Here is a 22,626-nt window from a genome sequence, read left to right as displayed (position 1 = left end):
CTCGCCCCATTGCCCGCGCGTTCGCGCCGCGCGTGTTCCCGGCCCGTTGCGGACCTGTCGCTTGTGTTTCCTGCCCTTTGCCCATCCGGCCAAGACGGCAGAGCCGTCCGGCAAGAGAGATTACGCAGTGATCATACAGGCAGGCCGGACGGGTGGAAAGGGCAGGGGGGCGGGATGGGCGGAAATCTCACGCCAACGTGGCCTTTCAGAATCGCACGCCGCAGTCTAGTGAGCACCTGTCGGAGGAGTGGCCGAGCGGTTTAAGGCACCGGTCTTGAAAACCGACGTGGGGGAAACTCCACCGTGGGTTCGAATCCCACCTCCTCCGCCAAGCACGACCGAACGCCACTCAAATCCAACCTTCTCTGGGACCGTACCGTTCGTTAACGATTTACGACCCACAGTGAGGTAGGTTCCCAGGAATTTGCAGGGGGAACCATGAGTTCATTTGGCAGCTTCAAACAGTTCGTACGACACGGCGGCCAAGCGACCATTGTCCTCAGCCTTCGTGCGATTGAACCTGCGATGGAGCTAAGGCAGGCGCGGCTGGACAGCTCCGTTACGGAAGCATTCGAACAGCGGCTGCGTGAGCTTGCGGCAGAGAATTGGTCCTTCTTGACGAGAGCGCTCGCGCGTGCGGGCATTGCCGCCGATCCGGTCGCCGAAAGCATCGAGACCGAGGTCGCCTCGGCGCGAGCGTTGTTCTTGGAACAGGCTTCCGCGATCTTGGAAATCGGTGATCCAGCCGTCGCCGAGGCCGACCTCGCGACGCTGGCAATTTGGCTCGCGCGGCAATTCCTGAGGGACATCAACGAACGGCGCCAACGTGAACTCGGGGTGACCCATTACATCTGGCGCAGCCGAGACGATGCCAAGGTCCGAACGGCACATGCTGAACGGGATGACAGGTTGTTTTCCTGGGATGACCGCTTCAGCGACGGACACCCCGGCCATAGCTACAACTGCCGCTGCACGGCCGAACCTGCGATCCTCGATGAGGCAATCCTGCTGACCGAGGTTACGCTTTCGGAAGGCCTTTCGAACCGGATCGCGGATGCGCAAGGCGCAGGCTTGGCTGATGCGGCGGCTGAAGCGGCAGCGGGTGAGGTCGAAGCGCTTTACTCCACATTACGGTTCTCTTGGCTCGGGTATCGGCGGCTCTTTGGAGTCATCACGCCCGAGGAAGAGGCCGAACGCCTTGCAATGCGCGAGGGGCTGATCCGGACCATCGACACGATCATCAGACTTGATGCCGAAACCGCACGCAGCATGGCCGAGGCGTTTGTCGACCACTTTGACGCGCGCCATTCCGACTTGCGCCTGCTTGACCTCGAACACCGTCTGGGACTTGCCTCGGAAGAGTCCCTGCTGATCGCCTACCGGCAGGTGGCCTACCTTGACGCATCGGTGACACTTGGGGCCGCCGCCTTGACCACCGTCGCGTCGCGTCTGGGAATCGGCGTGACGCGGCTTCGGCCAAGGGATGCCATCGTGGCCTTGCGGACGGCTGCCGCGCGTTACGACAGAATGCTAGGCATGCGTCGGGCGACAGTTGTCTCCTATGTGTCCCGGCGATTTGCCGACCTTTCCACGCAAGACCACGGCCCACAACGTCACGAAGGTGCGGTGACAAGGGCAATGCTTGAGGCGCGCGTTCTGCGCGGGATCGACCCGATGACCGGGACACGGATCGATGGCGTGAAAGGTGGGCGGCATCGGGCGCCGAGAGCGGCGTCCAGATTTACGACCCCCGAAGCCTTTGTGGCGGCTGAAACATATGTGCGCAGTACGCCAGTCTATCGGGCTGCGCGCGACGCGGCGTTGTATGATCCTGATTATCAACGCGGATCCTTCGAGGTTGCAGTTCGAATCGACGATGCTTTGGGGCGCAATCTTCTGTCTCAGGTGGAAGGTGTCGTTCTGACAGGTCCACGCAATGGGATGAACTCACTTGGCGTTATCAATTTCGACGACGGGATTGTCATCGCCCAGTTCAGAATTGCGACCACCGGGGAGCCCCAGCTTATCACGATGTTCCCGGTCGGGAGGCGCGAATGACCGTTCCCTACGAATTCATGATGACAACCCACCTGTTCCTGCACACGAACAACTATCGACCCGATGAGTTGAGGGCGGCTGTTCCAAAACGGTCTGAATGGATCGAGCGTGTCCAGCGGCAGTTTGACGAAGTGCTGCACACACGTTCGGTGACAGTTGACTGGTATGCTGAGCATGCCAACGAATTGTTTGATGACGAGGAAACCTTGTACCGATATCTCAAGGAGGTCTACGACTACGTCTTCTCGAACGGTCCCCGGCCCGTGACGGAAGGGTGATTCTTGCTGGAGAAGGTTCGACGTCAGGCCCTCTCGCTCCGCCACTTTCTCTAGCGAAAGCATGCTTCCGATCGGGTTACGGCCGGATGTTTCCGTTGTTTTCGGGGGTTAGGCGGTTCGGACCGTGAATGGCACCGCGCTGCGGCTCTCGTGGGATGGTTCGTCAGCGGTTGTTTCCCCCGGAAGCCATGCGTCGGGATCGGTTGGTGGCTGCCGATCAAGCGCCAGATGTTATTCGTTTTTTCGGAAACTTTGCGAAGGGGCCCTAGCCCCTTTAGCCTTGTGCGAGAACAGCATGACGCCAAGGCCCCCGGCCCTTGCATGGGGACCATGCGGAGCTGCAATCCTTGCCATTTGCGTCGGCTGCTTCGGGCAGCGGGGCGCGGGAAGCCTGCGGCAAGTCCTGAGGCGGCTGGTGGACGGACCCTCGCGGCCCGGAAATGTCACTCGGCGCCGATGATGGATGCGGTGACCTGCATGAGGAAGCCCCACTCATCCGCCATCTCGAACTTGCCCTTGGTCTTGCGGTCGATGATGAGGAAGGAATGGCCGTGGACGCATGTCCAGAGCGTGTAGGCACGGCTCTGGACCATCGGGTCATCGAGGGATTTGCCGAGAACGGCCGCTACGGCTTGCAGGACCACGGCGAAGCAGCCGAACCCCTTTTCTTCCAGATGCGGGTCTTCTTCGTGGCCCTCGGTGAGGCCGAAGACGAGCCGGAAGACGCCCGGGCCGGAGCGGGCGAAATCGACATAGGCCTGTCCGATGGCTGCGATCGCGGCGATGGAGCCGGGGGGATGGCTGGCCCGTGCGGCCTCCATCGCGCTGCGCAGGCGATCCATGCCCTCGCTCGCCACGGCGCGCAGCAAGGCGGGGCGGTCGCGGAAATGCTTGTAGGGCGCGGCGGAGCTGACGCCCGCACGGCGCGCGGCCTCGGCCACCGAGAAGCCGTCGGGACCATGCGTCTCGACAAGGTCGCGGACGGCGTCGATCAGCTGCGCGCGCAGGTCACCGTGGTGGTAGCTGCTGCGCGGAGGGGTCTGGTCGGACATGGCGCTTTCCGGGCTGGCGGCGGAGTTCAGTGCTGCGGGGCATAAGGGCGGAATCGGGCGGGCGATGCAATGGAACTTGCCAAGTAAGTGATGCTTACTTAAGTTAGCGGTGCTTACTTTGCAAGAATCATCTGGAGTTGCCATGGCACGGGTTTCGGGGCGGCCGATTTGGGCGATCGCGGTTTTCGGAGCGCTTTCGCTGGGGGGGCTGGCGGCAGCAGGGGCTGTCATGGTGCCGGGCCGGCAGGATGCGGCGGTGGTGCCGTCCGAGCGTCCGGCGCAGCCCGTGCGGGTGAGCGTGATCCGCTTTGCGGCGGTCGGGCAGGTTGCGCGCTATACCGGAACGGTCCGCCCCCGGCATGAGGTCGGGATGGGGTTCCGCGTTCCGGGCAAGATCGTTTCGCGGTCGGTGGAGGTCGGGGACCGGGTGGTGCGGGGGCAGGTCCTGGCGCGGCTGGACGATACCGATGCGCGGCTGGAACGGGAACTGGCCGAGGCGGAGGCGGAGGCGGCGCGGGTGGATCATCGCCGCGCGCTGGCCGAGGTGGAGCGGAGCGGGCGGCTTTTCGCGGAGGGGCATGTGGCGCAGGCGGCGCTTGACCGTGCGGTGAGCGTCGAGGCGGAGGCTGCGGCCCGGCTGGACCGGGCGGTGCGGGCGTCGGAACTGGCGGGCAACCGGCTGGGCTATGCGCAGCTTGTGGCGGAGGTTGACGGGGTCGTGACGGCGACACCCGGCGAGGTGGGGCAGGTGGTGAGCGCTGGCCTGACGGTGGTGTCGGTGGCGCAGGCGGGGGCCTTGGACGTGGTCTTTGCCCTGCCGGAGACCGAACGCGGCCATTTGGCGGCGGGCGTGGCGCGGGGGACGGTCTGGGGAGAGGGGGGCGATGCGCTTGCCCTGCGGCTGCGCGACATCTCGCCGGATGTGGACCCTGTCGGGCGGACCTATCGGGTGCGGATGGGGCTGGAGGCCCCGGCTGGCGCGGTGGCTTTGGGGCGGACGGTGACGGTCGAGGTGGATTTGGTTGCTGAGGCGCCTGCGGCGGCTGTGCCACTGGCGGCAGTGATCGACGATGGAACGGGGCCCGGCGTCTGGCGCGTGCAGGGCGACCGCGTGGAGCGGGTGGCGGTCGAGGTGGTGTCGATCTCGGGCGAGGTGGCGCGGATCAGGGGGGCGCTGGGCGAGGGCGACGCCATCGTCAGCCTCGGGGCGCAGAAGGTTGATCCGGGGCGGCCCGTGCGGGTGGTGGAAACCCGTCCGATGGCAGAGGGCTGAACCGATGCGGAACCTGAACCTGTCGCTGCTGTCGGTCACCAATCCGGCGGTCACGCTTTTTGCCATCCTCGTCGCGCTGGCGGCGGGGGCGCTGGCCTTCGTGAACCTTGGGCGGGCGGAGGACCCGACCTTCACCATCAAGACGATGGTGGTGACGGCGGTCTGGCCCGGGGCAACGGCGCAGGAGATGCAGGACCTTGTCGCGGAACCCATGGAGAAGCGGATTCAGGAACTGCCGGAGCTGGATCACGTCCGGACCTTTTCGCGCCCCGGGGCGGTGGTGGTTCAGGTGCAGTTGAAGGATTCGGTGCGCGTGGTGCAGCCGGTCTGGTACCAGATCCGCAAGAAGCTGGGCGATCTGCGGCCCAGCCTGCCGCAGGGGGTGATCGGGCCCTTCTTCAACGATGAATATGGCGACGTCTTCTCGGCCATTTACATGGTGACGGGCGATGGGCTGGGGCGGGCAGAGTTGAAGGCCTATGCCGAAAAGCTGCGGACGCGTCTGCTGGCGGTGGAGGATGCGGCCAAGGTCGCGCTGATCGGCGATGTGGAGGAGCGGGTCTGGGTGGAGATCAGCCACCGCAGACTGGCGACGCTGGGGATTTCCCCGCAAGTGATCTTTGATGCCATCGGGCAGCAGAACGCGATGACGGCGGCCGGGGCGATCCAGACGCAGGCGGATGAGGTGCAGGTTCGGGTCAGCGGGGGATTGGACAGTCTTGCCGCGCTGCGCGATCTGCCGATCCAGGCGGGTGCGGCGGTGATCCGTCTTGGCGACATCGCCGAGCTGCGGCGGGGCTATGAGGAGCCGGCACGGTATCTGGCCTTCTTCGAGGGGCGGCCGACCGTGGGGGTCGGTGTGGCGATGGCGGATGGCGCGAATGTCGTGGCGCTGGGCAAGCGGCTGGGGGACGAGGTGGATGCCTTCCGTGCCGACCTGCCGCTTGGGGTCGAGGTGGTGCAGGCCTCGGATCAGGCGGATATCGTGGTTCATGCCTTCGACGAGTTCCTCAAGACCTTCCTTGAGGCCTTGGTGATCGTGCTGGTCGTGTCCTTCGTCACGCTGGGATGGCGGACGGGGATCGTGGTGGCGCTGTCGGTGCCCATCGTGCTGGCCGTGGTCTTCGTGGTGATGCAGGTCTGGGGGATGAATTTCGACCGGATCACGCTGGGCGCGCTGATCATCGCGCTGGGCCTGCTGGTCGATGACGCCATCATCGCGGTCGAGATGATGGTGGTGAAGATCGAACAGGGCTATGACCGCATCGCCGCCGCCTCGGCCGCCTGGTCATCGACGGCCTTCCCGATGCTGACCGGCACGCTGGTCACCGCGGCGGGCTTTCTGCCGGTGGGATTGGCGCAATCCACGAGCGGGGAGTATGCGGGCAACATCTTCTGGGTGGTGGGCATCGCGCTGATCGTGTCATGGTTCGTGGCGGTGATCGTGACGCCCTATCTGGGGCTGAAGCTTCTGCCGCCACCGAAGCCGGGGGCGCATCATTCCGGCTATGACAGCCGCCTCTACCGGGCGCTGCGGGCCGGGGTGACGGCGTCGCTGCGGCGGCGGTGGTGGGTGATCGGGGCAACCGTGGCGGCGCTGGTGGCGACGGCGGTCGGCATGGGCTTCGTGCAGCAGCAGTTCTTCCCCACCTCGGCCCGCGCGGAGCTGTTCATCGAGACGCGGATGCCGGAGGGATCGTCGATCGAGGCGACGACGCAGGCCGCGCTGACGGCAGAGGCGATTGTGAAGGGCGATCCGGATGTGCGCTTTTCCACGACCTATGTGGGGGCGGGGGCGCCGCGGTTCTTCTTCGCGCTGAACCCGGCGCTGCCGAACCCGTCCTTCGCGATGACGGTCATCATGGCGCAGGACAGTGCGGCGCGGGATCGGCTGCGGGCGAAGATCGAGGCGGCGGTGGCGGCCGGGGCAGTGCCGGAGGCGCGGATACGGGTGGACCAGATCGTCTTTGGCCCTCCGGTCGGCTTTCCGGTGCAGTTCCGGGTGATCGGACCCGACCCTGCCGAAGTGCGCCGCATCGCGCGCGAGGTGCGCGAGGTGATGGTCGCCAATCCCGATGCCATCGAGCCGCAATTCGACTGGAACGAGCAGGCCAAGACCTTGCAGGTCCGGCTGGATCAGGACCGCATCCGCGCGCTGGGTTTGAACACGGCGGATGTGTCGAACACGCTTCAGACCCTGCTTTCGGGGGTGAAGGTGACCGAGTATCGCGAAGGGACCGAGCTGATCGACGTGATCGTCCGCGCCCCCGAAGCGGAGCGGGCCGATCCGTCCCGGCTTGGGGAACTGACGGTGCTGTTGCCCTCGGGGGCGGCGGTGCCGTTGTCGCAGCTTGCCGATCTGTCCTACGGTTTCGAGGAGCCGATCCTGTGGCGGCGGAACCGGGACATGGTGCTGACGGTGCGGGCCGATGTCCCGCCTTCCGTTCAGGCCCCGACGGTGACGGCGGCCCTGCTGCCCGCCTTGCAGCCGATCATCGACGCCTTGCCCGCCGGTTACCGGATCGAGACCGGTGGCGCGGTAGAGGAGAGCGCCAAGGCCAATGCGGCGCTGTTCAAGGTGTTTCCCTTGATGTTCATCGTGATGCTGTCCTTGCTGATGCTTCAGCTGCGCAGCTTCTCCAAGCTGTTCCTGGTCTTTCTGACGGCGCCGCTGGGGGCCATCGGGGCGGTGGCGGCGTTGCTGGTCTTCAACGCGCCCTTCGGTTTTGTGGCGCTGCTGGGAGTGATCGCGCTGGCGGGGATGATCATGCGCAACACGGTGATCCTGGTGGACCAGATCGACCACGACCTTGCCGCAGGGGCGAGCCGCTGGGATGCCATCGTGGAAAGCACCGTGCGACGGGCGCGGCCCGTGGTGCTGACGGCGCTGGCGGCGATCCTTGCGATGATCCCGCTGGCGCGGTCGGTCTTCTGGGGGCCGATGGCGATGGCGATCATGGGCGGGCTGATCGTGGCGACGGTGCTGACGCTTTTCTTCCTGCCCGCGCTTTATGCGGCCTGGTTCCGGGTGAGTGCCGGTACGCGCGCCGTGGAAGTGGCAGAACTGCCTTCGGCGACCATCCAGCCGCTCCGGATTGCAGGGGAATGACGAGGGGGGCATGAGGCGGAGTCCCGGATCGCGTTTCGGACCTGCGGCGTTGACGATTTGAGCAGGCGACGGGATGGGCGGGCCTTTGCCGCCAAGCTGGCCTTGCGGGGGGCAAGTCTTGCGTCCGAAGCGAGGGCCATATGTTGCACATGGGGACGCCTCCGTGGCGCACCGCACGGAACATTGGCGGATGATCCTTCCCGGCGCCTCAAACCGGGTCGCCCCGTCCTGGGCATCTGCGGGGACGGCCTGTGTCATCAGGGGTTTGGCAGTCAGCCCCAGCGGTTTGGACGGAAAGATGACTGGCAGGTGATCCAAATCAATGCCGGGGGGGCTGCGCGGCCTATTCTTGGGTGCTGGACCAAGGCCTTGTCGGACCCCATGGAACATCTGCTGATCCCGGATACGCCCGTGTTGAATCTGGTCAGCGCGGTGGCCGTCGGCGCCCTGATCGGCGCTGAGCGCGAGCGGCGGAAGGGCGAGGGTCCGACGCGGTCTCCGGCGGGCATCCGCACCTTCACGATCACGGCAATCTCCGGCGCTGTCGCGTTCAGCCTTGGGGGAATCCTGCTGCTTGCCGTTCTGACGGCATGTGTCGCGGCGATGGCGGCTGTTTCCTATTGGCGCGCGCAGGATCAGGACCCCGGGCTGACCACGGAGATCGTTCTTGTCCTGACGGCCCTTCTGGGGGGCATGTGCATGCAGTCACCCCAGACGGCTGCGGCCATCGCGGTGACTGTCACGGCGCTGCTTTATGCAAAGGCCTGGCTGCACAACCTTGTCATCACCGTGATCTCGAAAGACGAACTGGATGATGCCCTGATCTTTGCGGCGGCGACGCTGGTCATCCTGCCCTTGGTGCCGAACCAGCCGATGGGGCCGTATCTGGCACTCAATCCCCATTCGATCTGGATCGTGATCGTCATGGTCATGGCCATCAGCGCGGCGGGCTATGTCGCGGTCCGTCTGTTCGGGGCACGGTTCGGCCTGCCGCTTGCGGGGGCGATTTCGGGCTTCATTTCCAGCACGGCAACCATAGGCGCCATGGGCGCGCGTGCCGGGAAAGCGAGGGACCTTCTTCCCGCCTGTGTGGCAGGTGCCGTGCTGTCCAGCGTGGCGACGATCATCCAGATGGCGCTGGTGGTCGCGGCCATCAGCATGCCGACCTTGATCACCCTGTCAGGCCCTCTGCTGCTTGCCGGGGGATGCGCTGTCGCTTACGGGGCGGTCTTCATGGGTCTGGCCGCGCGCCATGCGGGCGGCGACACCGGGCGGACGGGCAGCGTTTTCAGCCTGACGACGGCGCTTGCCTTCGGTTCGGTCCTTGCTGTCGTGCTGCTGATCTCTGCCGCGTTGCAGGATCGGTTCGGCGGGACGGGCGTGTTGCTGGCGGCCATTGTCGGCGGGCTGGTCGATACCCATGCTGCGGCCATTTCGGTGGCCACGCTGGTTGCCTCGGGGAAAGTCGCCGCAAGTGATGCAACAGTGCCGATCCTTGCCGGTCTCACCTCGAACACCGTGACGAAGATCGTCATGGCGGGCGCCACTGGCGGATGGGCTTTCGCCCTTCGGGTTGCGCCCGGTCTGGTTCTTGTTGCCATGGCGGGCTGGCTGGGCATCTTCACCGGGCCGCTGTGGCACTGAGCCGTGGGAAATTGCCGTTCGGGGGGCAGATCGCGGACAACAGGACGGTTTCTGACGGCTGCCGATCGGGTGCGGACGGTTCGTGGATGGGCAGGCGGGCCGCTGATGTGGCGCGCGCCTGACAGGGTTGGCGTCTGATGCGACGGCGCTTCGGTCAGCCGTGATACCGCTGTGCAAGGGTGCCTTCGACCTGGGCCGCGAATTTGGCGGCGGCGACGGGCAGGGTGCGGCCGCGCAACTGGCAGAGATAGAGGCGGCCTTCGGGGATGTCGCGGGTATCCACAGGGCGGGAGACCACGCCCTCGGTTCCCGGGGCTTCGGGCAGGCCTATCGGAATCTGGAAGGAAATGAGCTGTTCCTGCGCCGGATAGCGGCGAAGAAAGTCGAAATTGTCCGATTCCAGCACGGTGCGCAGGCGGATGGAAAAGCGCACGAGGGCGAGGTCGATCAGGGCGCGGACGCCGTATTGCGCGGTGGGCAGGCCCACGGGATAGGCCGCGCAATCGCGCAGGCGGACGGTGTCGCGCGCGGCGAGCGGGTGATCGGTGGCCATGACGGCGTGGATCTGCTGGCGGACCGAGGCGAGGATCTGCACCTCGGACAGGCGGATCGGTTCGAAGATCAGCGCGAGGTCGGCGTCATGTTCGACAAGCGCGGCCTCGGCCGCTGCGCGGTCGCGCAGGTGGACGGCGAAGGTGACGCCGGGATGGTCGCGCCGGTAGCGGCCGATCTGTTCGGGCAGGAAGAAGGGCAGGAGGGCCTGTGAACAGGCGATGGAGACATGGCCCCGCCTTGCCCCGGCGAGATCGGCAAGCTGGCTGCGCAGGCGTTCGAAATCGGAGGCCTGATGGCGCAGGTGGGTGACGAGGAGTTCGCCCGCCGTGGACAGGCGGACGCCGCGGGGCAGGCGTTCGAAGATGGGAACGCCCAGTTCCTCTTCCAGCGCCAGCACGCGGCGGTTCAGCGCGGTGGAGGTGATGGCCAGCGCCTCGGCCGCCTTCCGGATGGAGCCGGCGCGGGCGATGACGTCGATGAACTGATGGGGCGTGAGGGCGCGCATGAGTGATGCATTTCTTGCAGCGGTTAAGTGCAAACTTAGCACAAGACGGCATCGGTGCAATTCCGCATTCTGCATTGCAGAAACAATGACAGGGGCGAGTCGCGGGCCGGAACCCGGACCTGGCGCAGCCCCGGAACCCAACATGGAGAGTGTGAATGACCGTCTTCCGCCCGGCCTCCCCGCGTCTGTCCTCCCCGTCGCTGCTGTCGCGGCGCGATCTGTTGCGCGGCACGGCCGCGCTGGGCGGGATGGCCGCCCTTTCGGCGCTGCCGGGCGCGGCGCGGGCGCAGGCGGGGCTGACCGTGGGCTTCATCTATGTCGGCCCGCGGGATGATTTCGGTTACAACCAGTCCCATGCCATCGGTGCGGCGGCGGTGAAGGCGATGGAGGGCGTGACGGTCGTCGAAGAGGAGAACGTCCCCGAGACGCAGGATGTGCAGAAGTCGATGGAATCGATGATCAATCTGGACGGGGCGACGCTCCTGTTCCCGACCTCCTTCGGATATTTCGACCCCCATATCCTGACGCTTGCCCCGAACAACCCGGATGTGCGGTTCCAGCATTGCGGCGGCCTGTGGTCGGCGGACAAGCACCCGGCCAATGTGGGCAGCTATTTCGGCTATATCGGGATGGGGCAGTATCTGAACGGCATCGCGGCCGGACATGTTTCCGTCAGCAAGAAGATCGGTTTCGTGGCGGCCAAGCCCATTCCGCAGGTCCTGCTGAACATCAACTCCTTCCTTCTGGGGGCGCGGTCGGTTGATCCGACGATCACCTGCCAGGTGATCTTTACCGGCGAATGGTCGCTGGCGGTGAAGGAGGCGGAGGCCACCAATGCGCTGGTGGATGCGGGCTGCGACGTGATCACCTGCCATGTGGACGGGCCGAAGGTCGTGGTGGAGACGGCGGCGGGGCGCGGCGCCTTCGTCTGCGGCTATCACGCGGATCAGTCGTCGCTGGCGCCGGAGAAATACCTGACCGGGGCGGAGTGGAACTGGGCCAAGGTCTATACCGACATGGTCACGGCCACGCTGGCGGGCGAGGCGATCCCGAATTTCGTGCGCGGCGGCCTGGCGGACGGGTTCATCAAGATGTCGCCGCTTGGGCCTGCCGTGCCGGAAGCGGGGCGCGCGCAGTTCGAGGCGGTGAAGGCCGAGATCGAGAAAGGCGGGTTCAGCGTCATCAAGGGGCCGCTGAAGGACAATCAGGGCAATGTGGTTGCCGCCGATGGCGAAGCCTTCCTCGAGACCGACCCGGTGCTGGAGGGCATGGGCTACCTGGTCGAGGGTGTCATCGGTTCGACGTCGTAAGGGGGCAAGGTGATGGCGGTGGTCGAGGCGCAGGGGACAGGGGGCGGGGCCATGGCGGCCCTGCGCCGGGCCGAGCCGGTGGTGATCCCGGTTCTGGCGCTGCTGGCGGGGCTGGCTGTCTTTGCGCTGTTCCTGCTGACACAGGGAAAATCGCCCATCGCCTTTTTCGGCTATGTCTGGCAGGGGGCCTTTGGTTCGGCCTTCTCCTGGATGAACACGCTGTCGCGCGCTGCGCCGCTGCTGCTGGCGGCGCTTTGTGTGGCGCTGCCGGCGCGGCTGGGCCTTGTCGTGATCGGGGGAGAGGGGGCCATCGTCCTGGGCGGTCTGGCCGCCGGGGCGGTGGCCCTGCCGCTGGCCGGGGTGCCTGCGGCGGTGGGACTGCCGCTGATGGCGCTGGCCGCGATGCTGGTGGGCGCGGTCTGGATCGGGATGGCGGGCGCGCTGCGCCATTACCGGGGCGTGAATGAGACGATATCGAGCCTGCTGCTGGCCTATATCGCCATCGCGCTGATGAACCACCTTGTGGAGGGGCCGCTGCGCGACCCTGAAAGTCTGAACAAACCTTCGACCGCGCCGCTGGCCGAGGGGTTGCGGGTCGGGATGCTGCCGGGGATGGATGTGCATTGGGGCCTTGTCTTCGGCATCATCGCCTGTGTCGTGGCCTGGGTTCTGGTGGAGCGGACGAGCTGGGGCTTTGCCGCGCGGATCGCGGGCGGGAATGTGCGGGCGGCCGAGGTGCAGGGCCTGCCCGTGGGGCGGCTGATCCTTGGCTTCACGGCGCTGGGCGGGGCCTGCGCGGGGTTGGCCGGGTTCTTCGAGGTGGCGGCGGTGCATGGGTCGGCCAATGCCTCGCTGGCCGCCGGCTATGGCTATACCGGCATCCTGATCGCGTTCCTCGCCCGGCATAACGGGCTGGCCATCCTGCCGGTCGCGGTGCTGCTGGCGGGGTTCGATGCGTCGTCCGGGCTGATCCAGCGGCGGATGGACCTGCCGGATGCCACGATGCAGGTGCTTCAGGGCATCGTGTTCATGGCGATCCTGATGTCGGACGCGGCCTATGGCCGGCTGCCGTTCTTCAAGGCGAAGGGGTAGGGCGATGGAGAATGATCTGGGCTGGTGGGCGGTTCCCCTTGCCGTGCTGGGCGGCGCGATCCGGGTGTCCACGCCGATCCTCTTCGTGTCGCTGGGCGAGATGCTGACGGAACGGTCGGGGCGGATCAATCTGGGGCTGGAGGGGACGCTCGTCTTCGGGGCGATGGCGGGCTATGCGACGGCGGTGATCACGGGCGACCCCTGGGCCGGGGTGCTGCTGGCGGCGCTGGCGGGGGCGGTGTTCGGGCTGGTGCATGGGCTGATCTGTTCGATGGCGCGGGTGAATGACATCGCCATCGGCATCGCGATGATGCTTCTGGGCACGGGGCTGGCCTTCTATTTCGGCAAGCCCTTCATCCAGCCGGTGGCGCCCGACCTGCCGTCGATCCCCTTTGGCTGGTGGTCCGAGGTGCCGCAGGTGCAGGCGGCGCTGAATGTGAATGTGCTGTTCCTGGCGGGCATTGCGGCGGCGCTGGTGCTGCATTGGGGGCTGCGGTCCACCCGGCCGGGCCTGATCCTGCGGGTGGTGGGCGACAGCACCGATGCGGCGCGGGCGATGGGGCTGCGGCCTGCCGTGATCCGGACGATGGCGACGGCGCTGGGCGGGGCCTTTGCGGGGGTGGGCGGGGCCTATCTGTCGCTGTTCTATCCCGGAAGCTGGAACGAAGGGATTTCCAGCGGGCAGGGCCTGATGGCCGTGGCGCTGGTGATCTTTGCGCGCTGGCAGCCGGTCAACTGCTTCTGGGCGGCGCTACTGTTCGGGGGCGCGGGGGCGCTGGGTCCGGCGCTGCAATCGGTGGGGGTGACGGAGGGCTATTACCTCTTCTACGCCGCGCCTTACGTGCTGACGCTGGGCGTGCTGATCGCCACGTCATCGCCGAACCGCGCCTTGGCCGGGGCGCCGGGCGAACTTTCCATCACGAAATGAGGGGCAGGATGACCACGATCAACGCCAATCCCTATGCCTGGCCATATAATGGAGATCTGCGGCCGGAAAACACCGCGCTGATCATCATCGACATGCAGACCGATTTCTGCGGCAAGGGCGGTTATGTGGACATGATGGGCTATGACCTGTCGATGACGCAGGCGCCCATCGCGCCGATCAAGGCGGTGCTGGGGGCGATGCGGGCGAAGGGGTATCACATCATCCACACGCGCGAAGGGCACAGGCCCGATCTGGCCGACCTGCCGCCCAACAAGCGCTGGCGCAGCCAGCAGATCGGGGCGGGGATCGGCGATCCCGGCCCCTGCGGCAAGATCCTGATCCGGGGCGAACCCGGCTGGGACATCATCCCCGAGCTTTACCCGCTGCCGGGCGAGGCGATCATCGACAAGCCGGGGAAGGGGTCCTTCTGCGCGACCGACCTTGAACTGATCCTGCGGACGCGCGGGATCGAGAACCTGATCCTGACCGGCATCACCACGGATGTCTGCGTCTCGACCACGATGCGCGAGGCGAATGACCGGGGGTTCGAATGCCTCGTGCTTTCGGATTGCTGCGGGGCGACGGATGCGGGCAACCATGCGGCGGCGTTGAAGATGGTGACGATGCAGGGCGGCGTCTTCGGCGCGGTCAGCGACAGCGCCAGCCTGATCGGGGCACTGCCATGAGGCCCCCCGTCACGGCCATCGGCGCCGATCCCCTGCCCCCCGGCGCGCTGGAGGTGGAGACGGTGGGGATGACCATGCGCTTCGGCAGCTTTACCGCGCTGGAGGATGTGTCGATCCGGGTGGCCCCCGGCACCTTCCATGCCCTGCTGGGCGAGAATGGGGCGGGCAAGTCCACGCTGGTGAAATGCATCATGGGGTTCTACCACGCGACAGCGGGGCAGTTGATGGTGGGGCGGCGCGAGGCCGAGATTGCCGATCCCCGCGATGCGCGCGCGTTGGGGATGGGGATGGTCTATCAGCATTTCACGCTGGTCCCCTCGCTGACGGTGGCGGAGAATCTTGTCATCTCGCGCGCCGATGCGCCGGTGGTGATCGACTGGGCGAAGGAACGGGCGGGGCTGGAGGCCTTCATGGCGGCGATGCCCTTTCGTGTGCCGCTGGATCAGCCGGTGGCGCGGCTGGCGGCGGGCGAGAAGCAGAAGCTGGAAATCCTGAAACAGCTTTATCTGGGCAGCCGCTTCCTGATCCTGGACGAACCCACCTCGGTCCTCACGCCGGACGAGGCCGACGAGGTGCTGGGCCATGTGCGCGGGCTGTGCGAGGCGGGGGAGATTTCGGTCCTGATGATCACCCACAAGTTCCGCGAGGTCACGGCCTTTGCCGATGAGGTGTCGGTGCTGCGGCGGGGGCGGCTGGTGGGGCAGGGGCATGTGGCCGATCTGAGCCATGCGCAGATGGCTGCGATGATGATCGGGGCCGAGAAGGAACAGCGCCCCGTGGCGCGGAGCGGCCTGCGTGGGGCGCCGATGCTGGAACTGCGGGGGGTGAAGGCGGCGGACCGGTCGGGGTTGAAGGAGATCGCCGTCGAAAGCCTGACTGTTCATGCCGGAGAGATCGTGGGCATCGCGGGGATTTCGGGCAATGGGCAGATGGAATTGATGGAGGTCCTGACGGGGCAGCGCGCCGCGCGCGGGGGCGAGATCCGGGTGCAGGGCGTGCCCTATGGCGCCACACGGGCCGAGGCGCAGAGCCATGCGGTGCGCTACCTGCCGGAAGAGCCGCTGCGCAATGCCTGCGCGCCGAGGATGAGCGTGATCGAGAACATCGCCTTCCGCAGCTTTGACCGGAACGGGGCCGGGCGGCGGTTCTGGCTGTCGGCGAACGAGATGCGGGCGGCGGCGCGCGACCTGATCGGGGCGTTCAAGGTGAAGGTGGCCGATCCCGATGGGCCGATCGCGGCGCTGTCGGGGGGGAATGTGCAGCGGGCGGTGCTGGCGCGGGAACTGACGGGGGAGGTGAAGCTGCTGGTCATCTCCAACCCCTGTTTCGGGCTGGATTTCGCGGCGGTGTCGGAGATCCGCGCGCGGATCGTCGCGGCGCGCAATGCGGGCGCGGCGGTCCTCTTGATGAGCGAGGATCTGGATGAGGTGCTGGAACTGTCGGACCGCGTGCTGGTGATGTCGGAAGGGCGGATCACCTATGAGGTGCCGGCCGCCGAGGCGAAGATCGCCGAGATCGGCCATTACATGGGCGGGCATGCAGCATGAGCGGGATGCGGGTCATCGAGGCGGCGCAGCCCTTTCCCTTTGCCTTCGACAAGGCGAGGACGGCGGTGATCGTCATCGACATGCAGCGCGATTTCGTGGAGCAAGGCGGCTTTGGGGAAACGCTGGGCAATGACGTGACGCGGTTGCAGGCGATCATCCCTGCCGTTGCGGCGCTGATCGGCGGGGCGCGCAAGGCGGGCGTGCCGGTGATCCATACGCGGGAATGCCATCGCCCGGACCTTTCCGACCTGCCGCCCGCCAAGCGGGACCGGGGCAATCCGAGCCTGCGGATCGGGGATCATGGCCCGATGGGGCGCATCCTCATCGCGGGGGAGCCGGGGGCCGATATCGTGCCCGCGCTTTATCCGGTGCCGGGCGAGCTGGTGATCGACAAGCCGGGGAAGGGGGCCTTCTATGCCACCGACCTGTCGGCCCATCTGGAGCGGCTGGGGGTGACCACGCTGATCTTTGCCGGGGTGACGACCGAGGTCTGCGTGCAGACCACCATGCGCGAGGCGAATGACCGGGGCTTTCTGTGCCTGCTGGCCGAGGATGCGACCGACAGCTATTTCCCCGAGTTCAAGGCAGCGGCCATTGCCATGATCCGGGCGCAGGGGGCCATCGTCGGCTGGACGGCGACCACGGCCGAGATCGTCGAGGCGTTGCATGGATGATCCGCAGGCCTTTGCCGCCCTGCTTGGCACCTGGCGCGGGCGCGAATTCCGTCCGTTCCGCGACGGGGTGGAAATCTGCGTGCTGCGCCCCGGTGCGCCGGGCGTGGCGCTGTTGCGCTATGCCCCGGGGGCGGGCGTGCCGCGCCATCGTCATCCGGCGCTGGAGACGATCCTGGTGCTGGAGGGCGTGCAGAGCGACGAGCGCGGGGATTACCCCGCCGGGTCGCTGATCCTGAACCCGGAGGGGACGGAGCATTCGGTCTGGTCCGAAGCGGGCTGCACCGTGCTGATCCAATGGAACCTGCCCGTGGAATTCGTGGCCTGAGAAAGACAATGACCAAGACAGACCTGCCTGACCTGCCCTTCGACGTGGCACGCCTTCATGCCGCCTATGCCGAGGGCCTTTCGCCGGTTGCCGTGATGGCCGAGGCCTTTGCCCGCATTGCGGCGGCAGAGGACCCCGCCATCTTCCTGCATCTGCGTGACCGGGAGGCGGCGCTGGCCGAGGCGGCGGCGCTGCCACCTTTCGATCCTTCGGCCTATCCGCTCTGGGGTATCCCTTTCGCGATCAAGGACAATATCGACGTGGCCGGCGCGCCGACAACAGCCGCCTGCCCGGCCTTTGCCTATCATCCCGAGGCGGATGCCTTCGTGGTGGCGCGGTTGCGGGCGGCGGGGGCGATCTGGATCGGCAAGACCAATCTCGATCAGTTCGCGACGGGGCTGGTGGGGGTGCGGTCGCCCTATGGCGTGCCGCGGAACGCGCTGGACCCCGAGATCGTGCCCGGGGGATCATCCAGCGGATCGGCCGTATCGGTGGCGCGGGGGCTGGTGAGTTTCGCGCTTGGCACGGATACGGCGGGGTCGGGGCGGGTGCCTGCGGCGCTGAACAACATCGTGGGGTTGAAGCCGTCGCTGGGGGCGCTGTCGGGGACGGGGATGGTGCCGGCCTGCCGGACGCTGGATACGATTTCGATCTTCGGGCTGACGGTGGCGGATGCCTGGCGCGTTCATCGTCAGGCCTGCGCCTTCGATGCGGCCGACCCCTGGTCGCGGGTGATGCCCGCCCCGCCTTTGGCGGCGGTTCCGGCGGGGCTGCGGATCGGGGTGCCGGATGCGGCGAGCATCGCGTTCTTCGGCGACGAGATACAGGCCGCTTCGTTCGAGGCCGAGCTTGTGGCCTTGCAGGCGATGGGCTGCCATGTGGTCGAACTGGACTTCACCCCGTTCCATGACGTGGCGAGGATGCTTTATGACGGGGCATGGGTGGCCGAGCGGATGGCCGCGGTGGAGCAGGTGTTCCGCACGCAGCCGGACGCCTTTCATCCCGTGACGGCCCGGATCATCGGGTCGGCGGATCGGCTTTCGGCGGCGGATGCCTTCCGCGGCATCTACCGGCTGGCCGCGTTGAAACGGCAGGCGATGGCGGCGATGGCCGGGCTGGACCTTCTGGTCGTGCCGACGATCCCGACCTTCTACACCGTCGCTGATCTGGAGGCCGATCCGATTGGCCCGAACAGCCGCCTTGGCACCTATACGAATTTCGTGAACCTGCTGGACATGTGCGGGATCGCTGTGCCGACCGGCCCGCGCGGGGACGGGCGCCCCGGCAGCGTGACGCTGCTGGCGCGCGCGGGGGAAGACGCGAAGATCGCGGCTCTGGCGCAGGTCATCCAGACCGAGGCGGGGTCGCCTCTTGGTGCGACGGGCTGGACCCTGCCTTCGGTGCCGGAGCCCAAGGCGGCGGCCTTGCCCGACGAGATGGCGGTGGTTCTGGTCGGCGCGCATATGACGGGGCTGCCGCTCAATCCGCAGATCGCCGGACTTGGCGGGCGGTTTCTGGAGCGGACGCAGACCGCGCCCTGCTATCGGCTGTTCCGCCTGCCGGGGCCGCCGCCTGCGCGGCCGGGCATGATCCGTGCGGCCGAGGGGGCGGCGATCGAGGTGGAAGTCTGGGCTTTGCCTCTGGCGCAGGTTGGGGCCTTCCTGTCGCTGATCCCGTCGCCGCTTGGTTTGGGGAAGGTGGAACTGGCCGATGGTCGCCTTGCCGTGGGTTTTCTGGCCGAGGCAGAGGGGGTGCAGGGCGCGGAGGAGATCACCGCGCTGGGCGGCTGGCGGGCCTTTCTGGCGCGGCAAGGCTGAGGCCGGGCGCGAAGTGCGGTCGATCCCGCCGTGATGCGCCAGATGCTGCAAGGGGGATAAAGCCCCGATCTGAAGGCCGTCGAGGTCGCGGCGGCGGTGGTGCCGGACTGACCTGCTGCCGTTTCTTCGCCTCTCCGCCGTTCCAATGGCCTTTTTCCGGAAGCATTGCGCGGGCTTTCCGAGGTGTTCCGCGATGCTCAAGCGGGTGGGTGTCTATCCGCTGCGGGACCATTATTACGAGCCTCTCTTCAACGATGGGCATCTGAGCGTTGATCTGGCGCAGCCGCGCAAACTGCCAGGCATCGACTTTCGCCTCGCCGAGCAGATTGCGTTCCTGAAGACCTTGCGGTTCCAGGATGAGTTTTGACTTGCCCGGAAAAAGTGGAGAGCACGAGCCGAGGAACGGGCAGGCGATCCATGGGAAACGGGAACAGACCGACGCTGAAGTTTCGGCGTGAAGCGCTGCGGTGTCAGGACGAAGGGTTGCGCATGATCTCGACCAGATCGACGCTGTGGCTGCCCTGTTGTCCACCGCCAAGGCGCAGCATCCCGGCCACCGGGGCGACATCGCCGTAATCGCGGCCGAAGCCGATGCGGATATGGCCGTCACTGGCGAAGCAGGCATTGGTCGGGTCGTAGTCCACCCAGCCGCTGTCCAGCCCCGTCCAGGCCTGCACCCAGGCATGCATCGCATCGGCGCCGGTCAGGCGCGGCTGGCCGGGCGGGGGCTGCGTGCGCAGATAGCCCGAGACATAGGCCGCGGGTATTCCCAGCGCGCGAAGCCCGCCGATCATGATCTGGGCGAAGTCCTGACAGACGCCACGCCCCTGGGCGAAGGCGCGGTCAGGGGGGGTGTCCACATCGGTCGCCTGGCTGTCGAAGACCATCGCCGTGTTCAAGGCCCGCCCGAGCGCCGCAACGGCAGAGCGAACGGTTTCTGCCCCTGCGGTGGCCTGCCGGGCGAAGGCCGCGATGGCGGCATCCTCGGGAATGCGCGGAGACGGTGGCAGGAAATGATGAGGGGCGGCAGGATCAAGGCCGGTATGGGTGGCGATCTCGGCCTGAAGATCGCCGAGCGAGGGTGAAACGTCGAGGCCGGGTGAGGGCAGGCGACGATCCACCTCGGCCGTCAACGTGAGGGCGAAATCGGTCATGCCGGGTGGAAGGGCGATCTCGATCACCCGCGTCCCGAAGAAATCGGTGAAGTCGCGGCGATCCAGCGGATCGGGCGCGAGGGAGAGGCGGCAATTCCGCACCTCCTGCTGCAAGGGCAGGGTGGCGGGCAGGATGCGCAGATGCTGTCGCCCGCCGCCCACCGGGGGGGAAAAGCTGTACTGGATCCTGAGGGTCAGCGCATAAACCGTCACCGCAGGTAAGTCTCCGTCAGAAGGTCGGAGAGGGCGGCCATGTCGCCCCGGAGCGCCAGAAGCGCGGCGCCATCCAGCGTTTCAGGCTGGCTCGTCGCGGCGTCGGTCTGCAAGCGCAGCATGGCGCGGGCGAGGGGGGACAGGACGCCCGAACGGGCAGCACCGGGCAGCATCTCGACCTGAGCGGCCATTCCGTCGATCTGGTTTCTGAGCGACCGGGGATTCATCGGATCGAGGGCGAGAAGGTCGATCACCGTCTCGCGCGAGGCGGCGACGGTGAAGCGGCGGCGATGGGTCAGGATGCTGTCGCCCAGTTCGATGGCCAGATCAAGCGCGCCGGGGGGCGCCTCGGGATCTCCGAGGAGGGCAAGGATGCCTGCGATGCCCATGCCGCGTTCCAGCGTGCGCCCGATGGTCAGGAAGCGCCAGCCGAGGAAGCGGTACATGTTTTCATGCACGAGGCCGGAAAAGCCTGCGAGCTTGCGCAGAAGGATGGAATGGGCGCGGGCGGCATCATCGCCCGGATGCAGGTGGCCACCCATCCGGCGCATGGATTTCGACAGGTCCGAGAGGGCGTTCCAGCCATCGGGCGAGAAGCGGTCCCGCACCTGTGCGGCACTGGCGACGGCGCTGTCGAGCACGGCGATCAGCCCCTGCGGGATTCCCGCAGACGGATCGACGTCATAGGCGCCGAGAAGGCCATCCATCGTCTTGAGCAAGGGCTGCGCGGCCTGGCCGCTTTCGGCAAGCCGCATGTTGCGGGCGCGCAGAAGGCGGACGATCATCTCGGTCCGTTCGACATAGCGGCCAAGCCAGAACAGGTTGTCGGCCGCGCGCGAGGGCAGGGCGCCCGGTTCGGGGCGGGCATAGGCGCCGGCGCGGGCTTCGACCAGGGTGTCGGGCGCAACCTCGCGCGGGCTGACGATCCAGACATCCGCCGCGCTGCCGCCCCGCTGCATGGCCAGCGCAGTTGGGTCCTGCGAGGCGCCGATGCGGGCAAAGCCGCCCGGCATGGCCTGCCATCCCTGCGCGGTGCGGGCCAGAAAGACCCGCAGCGACAGGGGGCGCGGCTCCAGCCGGCCCTTCACCAGCGCAGGGGTTGTGGAGAGCGAGACCACCTCCTGCGCCACATGGTCGGCCCCCTGCCGGTCGAGGATCGCGGCGAGACCGTCAGGGTCGAGCCTGTCGGCAAGGACCGGGTCTTCCAGCCGGTCGAAGGGCAGGCCGGTCCCCAGCGCGGCGCTGAGCACCAGACCAGACGGATCGGCCAGGACCTGCGCCCGTTCCGCAGCGCCGCCGCACCACCAGGTGGCGATATTGGGCATCATCAATTCGCTGCCAAGCAGCCGCAGCGCGAGCTTGGGCATGAAGGCCATGAGAGCGCGCGTCTCCAGCACACCGGAGCCGAGGGCATTGACCATGGTCAGCCCCTGATCGCGCAGCGCCGAGACCATCCCCGCCGTGCCGATCCGGCTGGCCGGGTTGAGTTCCAGCGGATCGGCATAGCCGGAATCCAGCCTGCGCCACAGCACATCGACCGAGCGCAGACCGGATACGGTGCGGACCATCAGCCGCCCGTCGCTGACCACGAGATCCTCGCCCTGGACCAGCGTGAAGCCGAGGTAGCGGGCGATCCAGGCATGTTCGTAATAGGTTTCGTTCAGGGGGCCGGGTGTCAGGATCGCCACCCGCCCGACAGGATCGGGCCGCAGGTTCAGCAGGGCATCGCGGAAGAGGCGGAAGAACCCGGCGAGACGGTGGACATTCAGGCCCTGATAGACATCGGCGAAGGCGCGGCTGGTGGCGACGCGGTTCTCCAGCGCGAAGCCCGCACCGGAGGGGGCCTGCGTCCTGTCTGCCAGCACCCACCATTTGCCATCCGGGCCGCGCCCGATCTCGAAGGCGAGGAAATGCAGGAAATGGCCCGAGCGTGGCTGGATGCCGACCATCGGGCGCAGCCATTCGGGATTGGCGGCGATCAGGGCGGCGGGCAGGTGCCCTTCGGCCACAAGGCGGTTGGGGCCGTAGAGATCGGCCATCACCCGTTCCAGAAGGTCCGCCCGCTGGGCAAGGGCGGCGCAGATGCCGTGCCATTCCTCTTCGGCGATCAGGACGGGCATATGCGACAGGGGCCAGGCCCGTTCGGTGGACTGGCCGGCGCCGTATTGGCGGTAGAAGACGCCGGAATCGCGCAGATACTGATCCGCGCGGGACAGGGCATGGATGCGCGCCTCGTCCGTCATGTCCTGCAAATGGGCCAGCAGAGGTTGCCAGAGGGGCCGGATGCGGCCTTCCGCATCCATCATCTCGTCCTGCAAGCCCTGTGGCGCACGATAGGCCGAAATCCCGAGCGCGGCGGCGGTCGGGGGGCTGCCTGCCTGTTGCTGTGCCGGGCTGCGATCCATC

Annotated in this window: 18 protein-coding genes and 1 tRNA gene; 15 read left to right on the top strand and 4 right to left on the bottom strand. The window is 67.0% G+C overall.

Translation table 11 applies throughout. From position 1 onward, the window contains the following. Window positions 1-241: 241 nt before the first annotated feature. The 3 genes from C0V75_RS16350 (at window position 242) to C0V75_RS16340 (ending at window position 2,336) form a co-directional block, all read left to right on the top strand. A tRNA-Ser gene (locus C0V75_RS16350) sits at window positions 242-331 on the top strand. 107 nt (window positions 332-438) lie between these two features. Next, window positions 439-2,058, top strand: coding sequence for a minor capsid protein (locus C0V75_RS16345; RefSeq protein WP_101922029.1), 1,620 nt, complete (start codon window positions 439-441; stop codon window positions 2,056-2,058). Further along, a complete protein-coding gene (locus tag C0V75_RS16340; protein WP_101922028.1) occupies window positions 2,055-2,336 on the top strand; it encodes a hypothetical protein in 282 nt (93 codons plus the stop codon). The genes C0V75_RS16345 and C0V75_RS16340 overlap by 4 nt, the downstream gene beginning before the upstream one ends. A gap of 443 nt (window positions 2,337-2,779) precedes the next feature. Here the strand turns inward: C0V75_RS16340 and C0V75_RS16335 are convergent, their stop codons facing one another. Then, on the bottom strand, window positions 2,780-3,388 hold the full coding sequence (locus C0V75_RS16335) for a TetR/AcrR family transcriptional regulator (RefSeq protein WP_101922027.1): 609 nt from the start codon (window positions 3,386-3,388) through the stop codon (window positions 2,780-2,782). A gap of 142 nt (window positions 3,389-3,530) precedes the next feature. Between C0V75_RS16335 and C0V75_RS16330 the strand changes: the two genes are divergently transcribed. From C0V75_RS16330 to C0V75_RS16320, 3 genes are all read left to right on the top strand, one after another. Further along, entirely contained in the window at window positions 3,531-4,661 is a 1,131-nt protein-coding gene (locus C0V75_RS16330; protein ID WP_101922026.1) for an efflux RND transporter periplasmic adaptor subunit, read from the top strand. A gap of 4 nt (window positions 4,662-4,665) precedes the next feature. Next, entirely contained in the window at window positions 4,666-7,770 is a 3,105-nt protein-coding gene (locus tag C0V75_RS16325) for an efflux RND transporter permease subunit (RefSeq protein WP_101922025.1), read from the top strand. 381 nt (window positions 7,771-8,151) lie between these two features. Beyond that, on the top strand, window positions 8,152-9,414 hold the full coding sequence (locus tag C0V75_RS16320) for a DUF4010 domain-containing protein (RefSeq protein ID WP_101922128.1): 1,263 nt from the start codon (window positions 8,152-8,154) through the stop codon (window positions 9,412-9,414). A 154-nt stretch (window positions 9,415-9,568) separates the two neighbouring features. Here the strand turns inward: C0V75_RS16320 and C0V75_RS16315 are convergent, their stop codons facing one another. Further along, complete coding sequence (locus C0V75_RS16315; RefSeq protein WP_101922024.1) at window positions 9,569-10,474, bottom strand: LysR substrate-binding domain-containing protein; 906 nt, start codon at window positions 10,472-10,474, stop codon at window positions 9,569-9,571. Between the two features lie 155 nt (window positions 10,475-10,629). Here C0V75_RS16315 and C0V75_RS16310 point away from each other — a divergent pair, with 155 nt between their 5' ends. From C0V75_RS16310 to C0V75_RS23020, 9 genes are all read left to right on the top strand, one after another. Next, window positions 10,630-11,784, top strand: coding sequence for a BMP family ABC transporter substrate-binding protein (locus tag C0V75_RS16310; protein WP_216821471.1), 1,155 nt, complete (start codon window positions 10,630-10,632; stop codon window positions 11,782-11,784). A gap of 12 nt (window positions 11,785-11,796) precedes the next feature. Continuing rightward, on the top strand, window positions 11,797-12,876 hold the full coding sequence (locus C0V75_RS16305; RefSeq protein WP_101922023.1) for an ABC transporter permease: 1,080 nt from the start codon (window positions 11,797-11,799) through the stop codon (window positions 12,874-12,876). A 4-nt stretch (window positions 12,877-12,880) separates the two neighbouring features. After that, window positions 12,881-13,804, top strand: coding sequence for an ABC transporter permease (locus tag C0V75_RS16300; RefSeq protein ID WP_101922022.1), 924 nt, complete (start codon window positions 12,881-12,883; stop codon window positions 13,802-13,804). Between the two features lie 8 nt (window positions 13,805-13,812). Continuing rightward, entirely contained in the window at window positions 13,813-14,490 is a 678-nt protein-coding gene (locus C0V75_RS16295; protein ID WP_173861087.1) for a cysteine hydrolase family protein, read from the top strand. Further along, entirely contained in the window at window positions 14,487-16,037 is a 1,551-nt protein-coding gene (locus tag C0V75_RS16290) for an ABC transporter ATP-binding protein (RefSeq protein ID WP_101922020.1), read from the top strand. The genes C0V75_RS16295 and C0V75_RS16290 overlap by 4 nt, the downstream gene beginning before the upstream one ends. Further along, window positions 16,034-16,711, top strand: coding sequence for a cysteine hydrolase family protein (locus C0V75_RS16285; RefSeq protein WP_254216505.1), 678 nt, complete (start codon window positions 16,034-16,036; stop codon window positions 16,709-16,711). Before C0V75_RS16290 ends, C0V75_RS16285 begins: the two co-directional genes overlap by 4 nt. Next, window positions 16,704-17,036 (top strand): cupin domain-containing protein, encoded by a 333-nt coding sequence (locus C0V75_RS24145; RefSeq protein ID WP_101922018.1) that lies wholly within the window; start codon window positions 16,704-16,706, stop codon window positions 17,034-17,036. Before C0V75_RS16285 ends, C0V75_RS24145 begins: the two co-directional genes overlap by 8 nt. 8 nt (window positions 17,037-17,044) lie before the next feature. Continuing rightward, a complete protein-coding gene (gene atzF / locus C0V75_RS16275; protein ID WP_101922017.1) occupies window positions 17,045-18,853 on the top strand; it encodes an allophanate hydrolase in 1,809 nt (602 codons plus the stop codon). Window positions 18,854-19,046: 193 nt separating this feature from the next. Beyond that, complete coding sequence (locus tag C0V75_RS23020; protein ID WP_158241859.1) at window positions 19,047-19,220, top strand: hypothetical protein; 174 nt, start codon at window positions 19,047-19,049, stop codon at window positions 19,218-19,220. Window positions 19,221-19,323: 103 nt separating this feature from the next. Here C0V75_RS23020 and C0V75_RS16270 read toward each other — a convergent pair whose 3' ends face one another. Together C0V75_RS16270 and C0V75_RS16265 are read right to left on the bottom strand one after the other, a co-directional pair. Beyond that, window positions 19,324-20,220, bottom strand: a complete 897-nt coding sequence (locus C0V75_RS16270; RefSeq protein ID WP_101922016.1) for a transglutaminase family protein — start codon at window positions 20,218-20,220, stop codon at window positions 19,324-19,326. Beyond that, window positions 20,217-22,625 carry a circularly permuted type 2 ATP-grasp protein gene (locus C0V75_RS16265; RefSeq protein WP_101922015.1) on the bottom strand — a complete coding sequence of 803 codons (2,409 nt, stop codon included), beginning with the start codon at window positions 22,623-22,625 and terminating at the stop codon, window positions 20,217-20,219. Before C0V75_RS16265 ends, C0V75_RS16270 begins: the two co-directional genes overlap by 4 nt. Window position 22,626 lies beyond the last annotated feature (1 nt).

This window comes from Tabrizicola sp. TH137, assembly GCF_002855575.1.
Taxonomy (GTDB): Bacteria; Pseudomonadota; Alphaproteobacteria; order Rhodobacterales; family Rhodobacteraceae; genus Paragemmobacter.
Note: the sequence above shows the minus strand (reverse complement) of the source record. Positions and strands in the feature narration are given on the sequence as shown.

Bases quoted from the DNA above. Each gene is read 5' to 3' on its own strand.
- C0V75_RS16315 (WP_101922024.1), bottom strand. From the start codon at position 10,474: ATGCGCGCCCTCACGCCCCATCAGTTCATCGACGTCATCGCCCGCGCC.
- C0V75_RS16330 (WP_101922026.1), top strand. From the start codon at position 3,531: ATGGCACGGGTTTCGGGGCGGCCGATTTGGGCGATCGCGGTTTTCGGA.
- C0V75_RS24145 (WP_101922018.1), top strand. From the start codon at position 16,704: ATGGATGATCCGCAGGCCTTTGCCGCCCTGCTTGGCACCTGGCGCGGG.
- C0V75_RS16305 (WP_101922023.1), top strand. From the start codon at position 11,797: ATGGCGGTGGTCGAGGCGCAGGGGACAGGGGGCGGGGCCATGGCGGCC.
- C0V75_RS16320 (WP_101922128.1), top strand. From the start codon at position 8,152: ATGGAACATCTGCTGATCCCGGATACGCCCGTGTTGAATCTGGTCAGC.
- C0V75_RS16300 (WP_101922022.1), top strand. From the start codon at position 12,881: ATGGAGAATGATCTGGGCTGGTGGGCGGTTCCCCTTGCCGTGCTGGGC.
- atzF (WP_101922017.1), top strand. From the start codon at position 17,045: ATGACCAAGACAGACCTGCCTGACCTGCCCTTCGACGTGGCACGCCTT.
- C0V75_RS16295 (WP_173861087.1), top strand. From the start codon at position 13,813: ATGACCACGATCAACGCCAATCCCTATGCCTGGCCATATAATGGAGAT.
- C0V75_RS16335 (WP_101922027.1), bottom strand. From the start codon at position 3,388: ATGTCCGACCAGACCCCTCCGCGCAGCAGCTACCACCACGGTGACCTG.
- C0V75_RS23020 (WP_158241859.1), top strand. From the start codon at position 19,047: ATGCTCAAGCGGGTGGGTGTCTATCCGCTGCGGGACCATTATTACGAG.
- C0V75_RS16290 (WP_101922020.1), top strand. From the start codon at position 14,487: ATGAGGCCCCCCGTCACGGCCATCGGCGCCGATCCCCTGCCCCCCGGC.
- C0V75_RS16325 (WP_101922025.1), top strand. From the start codon at position 4,666: ATGCGGAACCTGAACCTGTCGCTGCTGTCGGTCACCAATCCGGCGGTC.
- C0V75_RS16265 (WP_101922015.1), bottom strand. From the start codon at position 22,625: ATGGATCGCAGCCCGGCACAGCAACAGGCAGGCAGCCCCCCGACCGCC.
- C0V75_RS16285 (WP_254216505.1), top strand. From the start codon at position 16,034: ATGAGCGGGATGCGGGTCATCGAGGCGGCGCAGCCCTTTCCCTTTGCC.
- C0V75_RS16310 (WP_216821471.1), top strand. From the start codon at position 10,630: ATGACCGTCTTCCGCCCGGCCTCCCCGCGTCTGTCCTCCCCGTCGCTG.
- C0V75_RS16340 (WP_101922028.1), top strand. From the start codon at position 2,055: ATGACCGTTCCCTACGAATTCATGATGACAACCCACCTGTTCCTGCAC.
- C0V75_RS16345 (WP_101922029.1), top strand. From the start codon at position 439: ATGAGTTCATTTGGCAGCTTCAAACAGTTCGTACGACACGGCGGCCAA.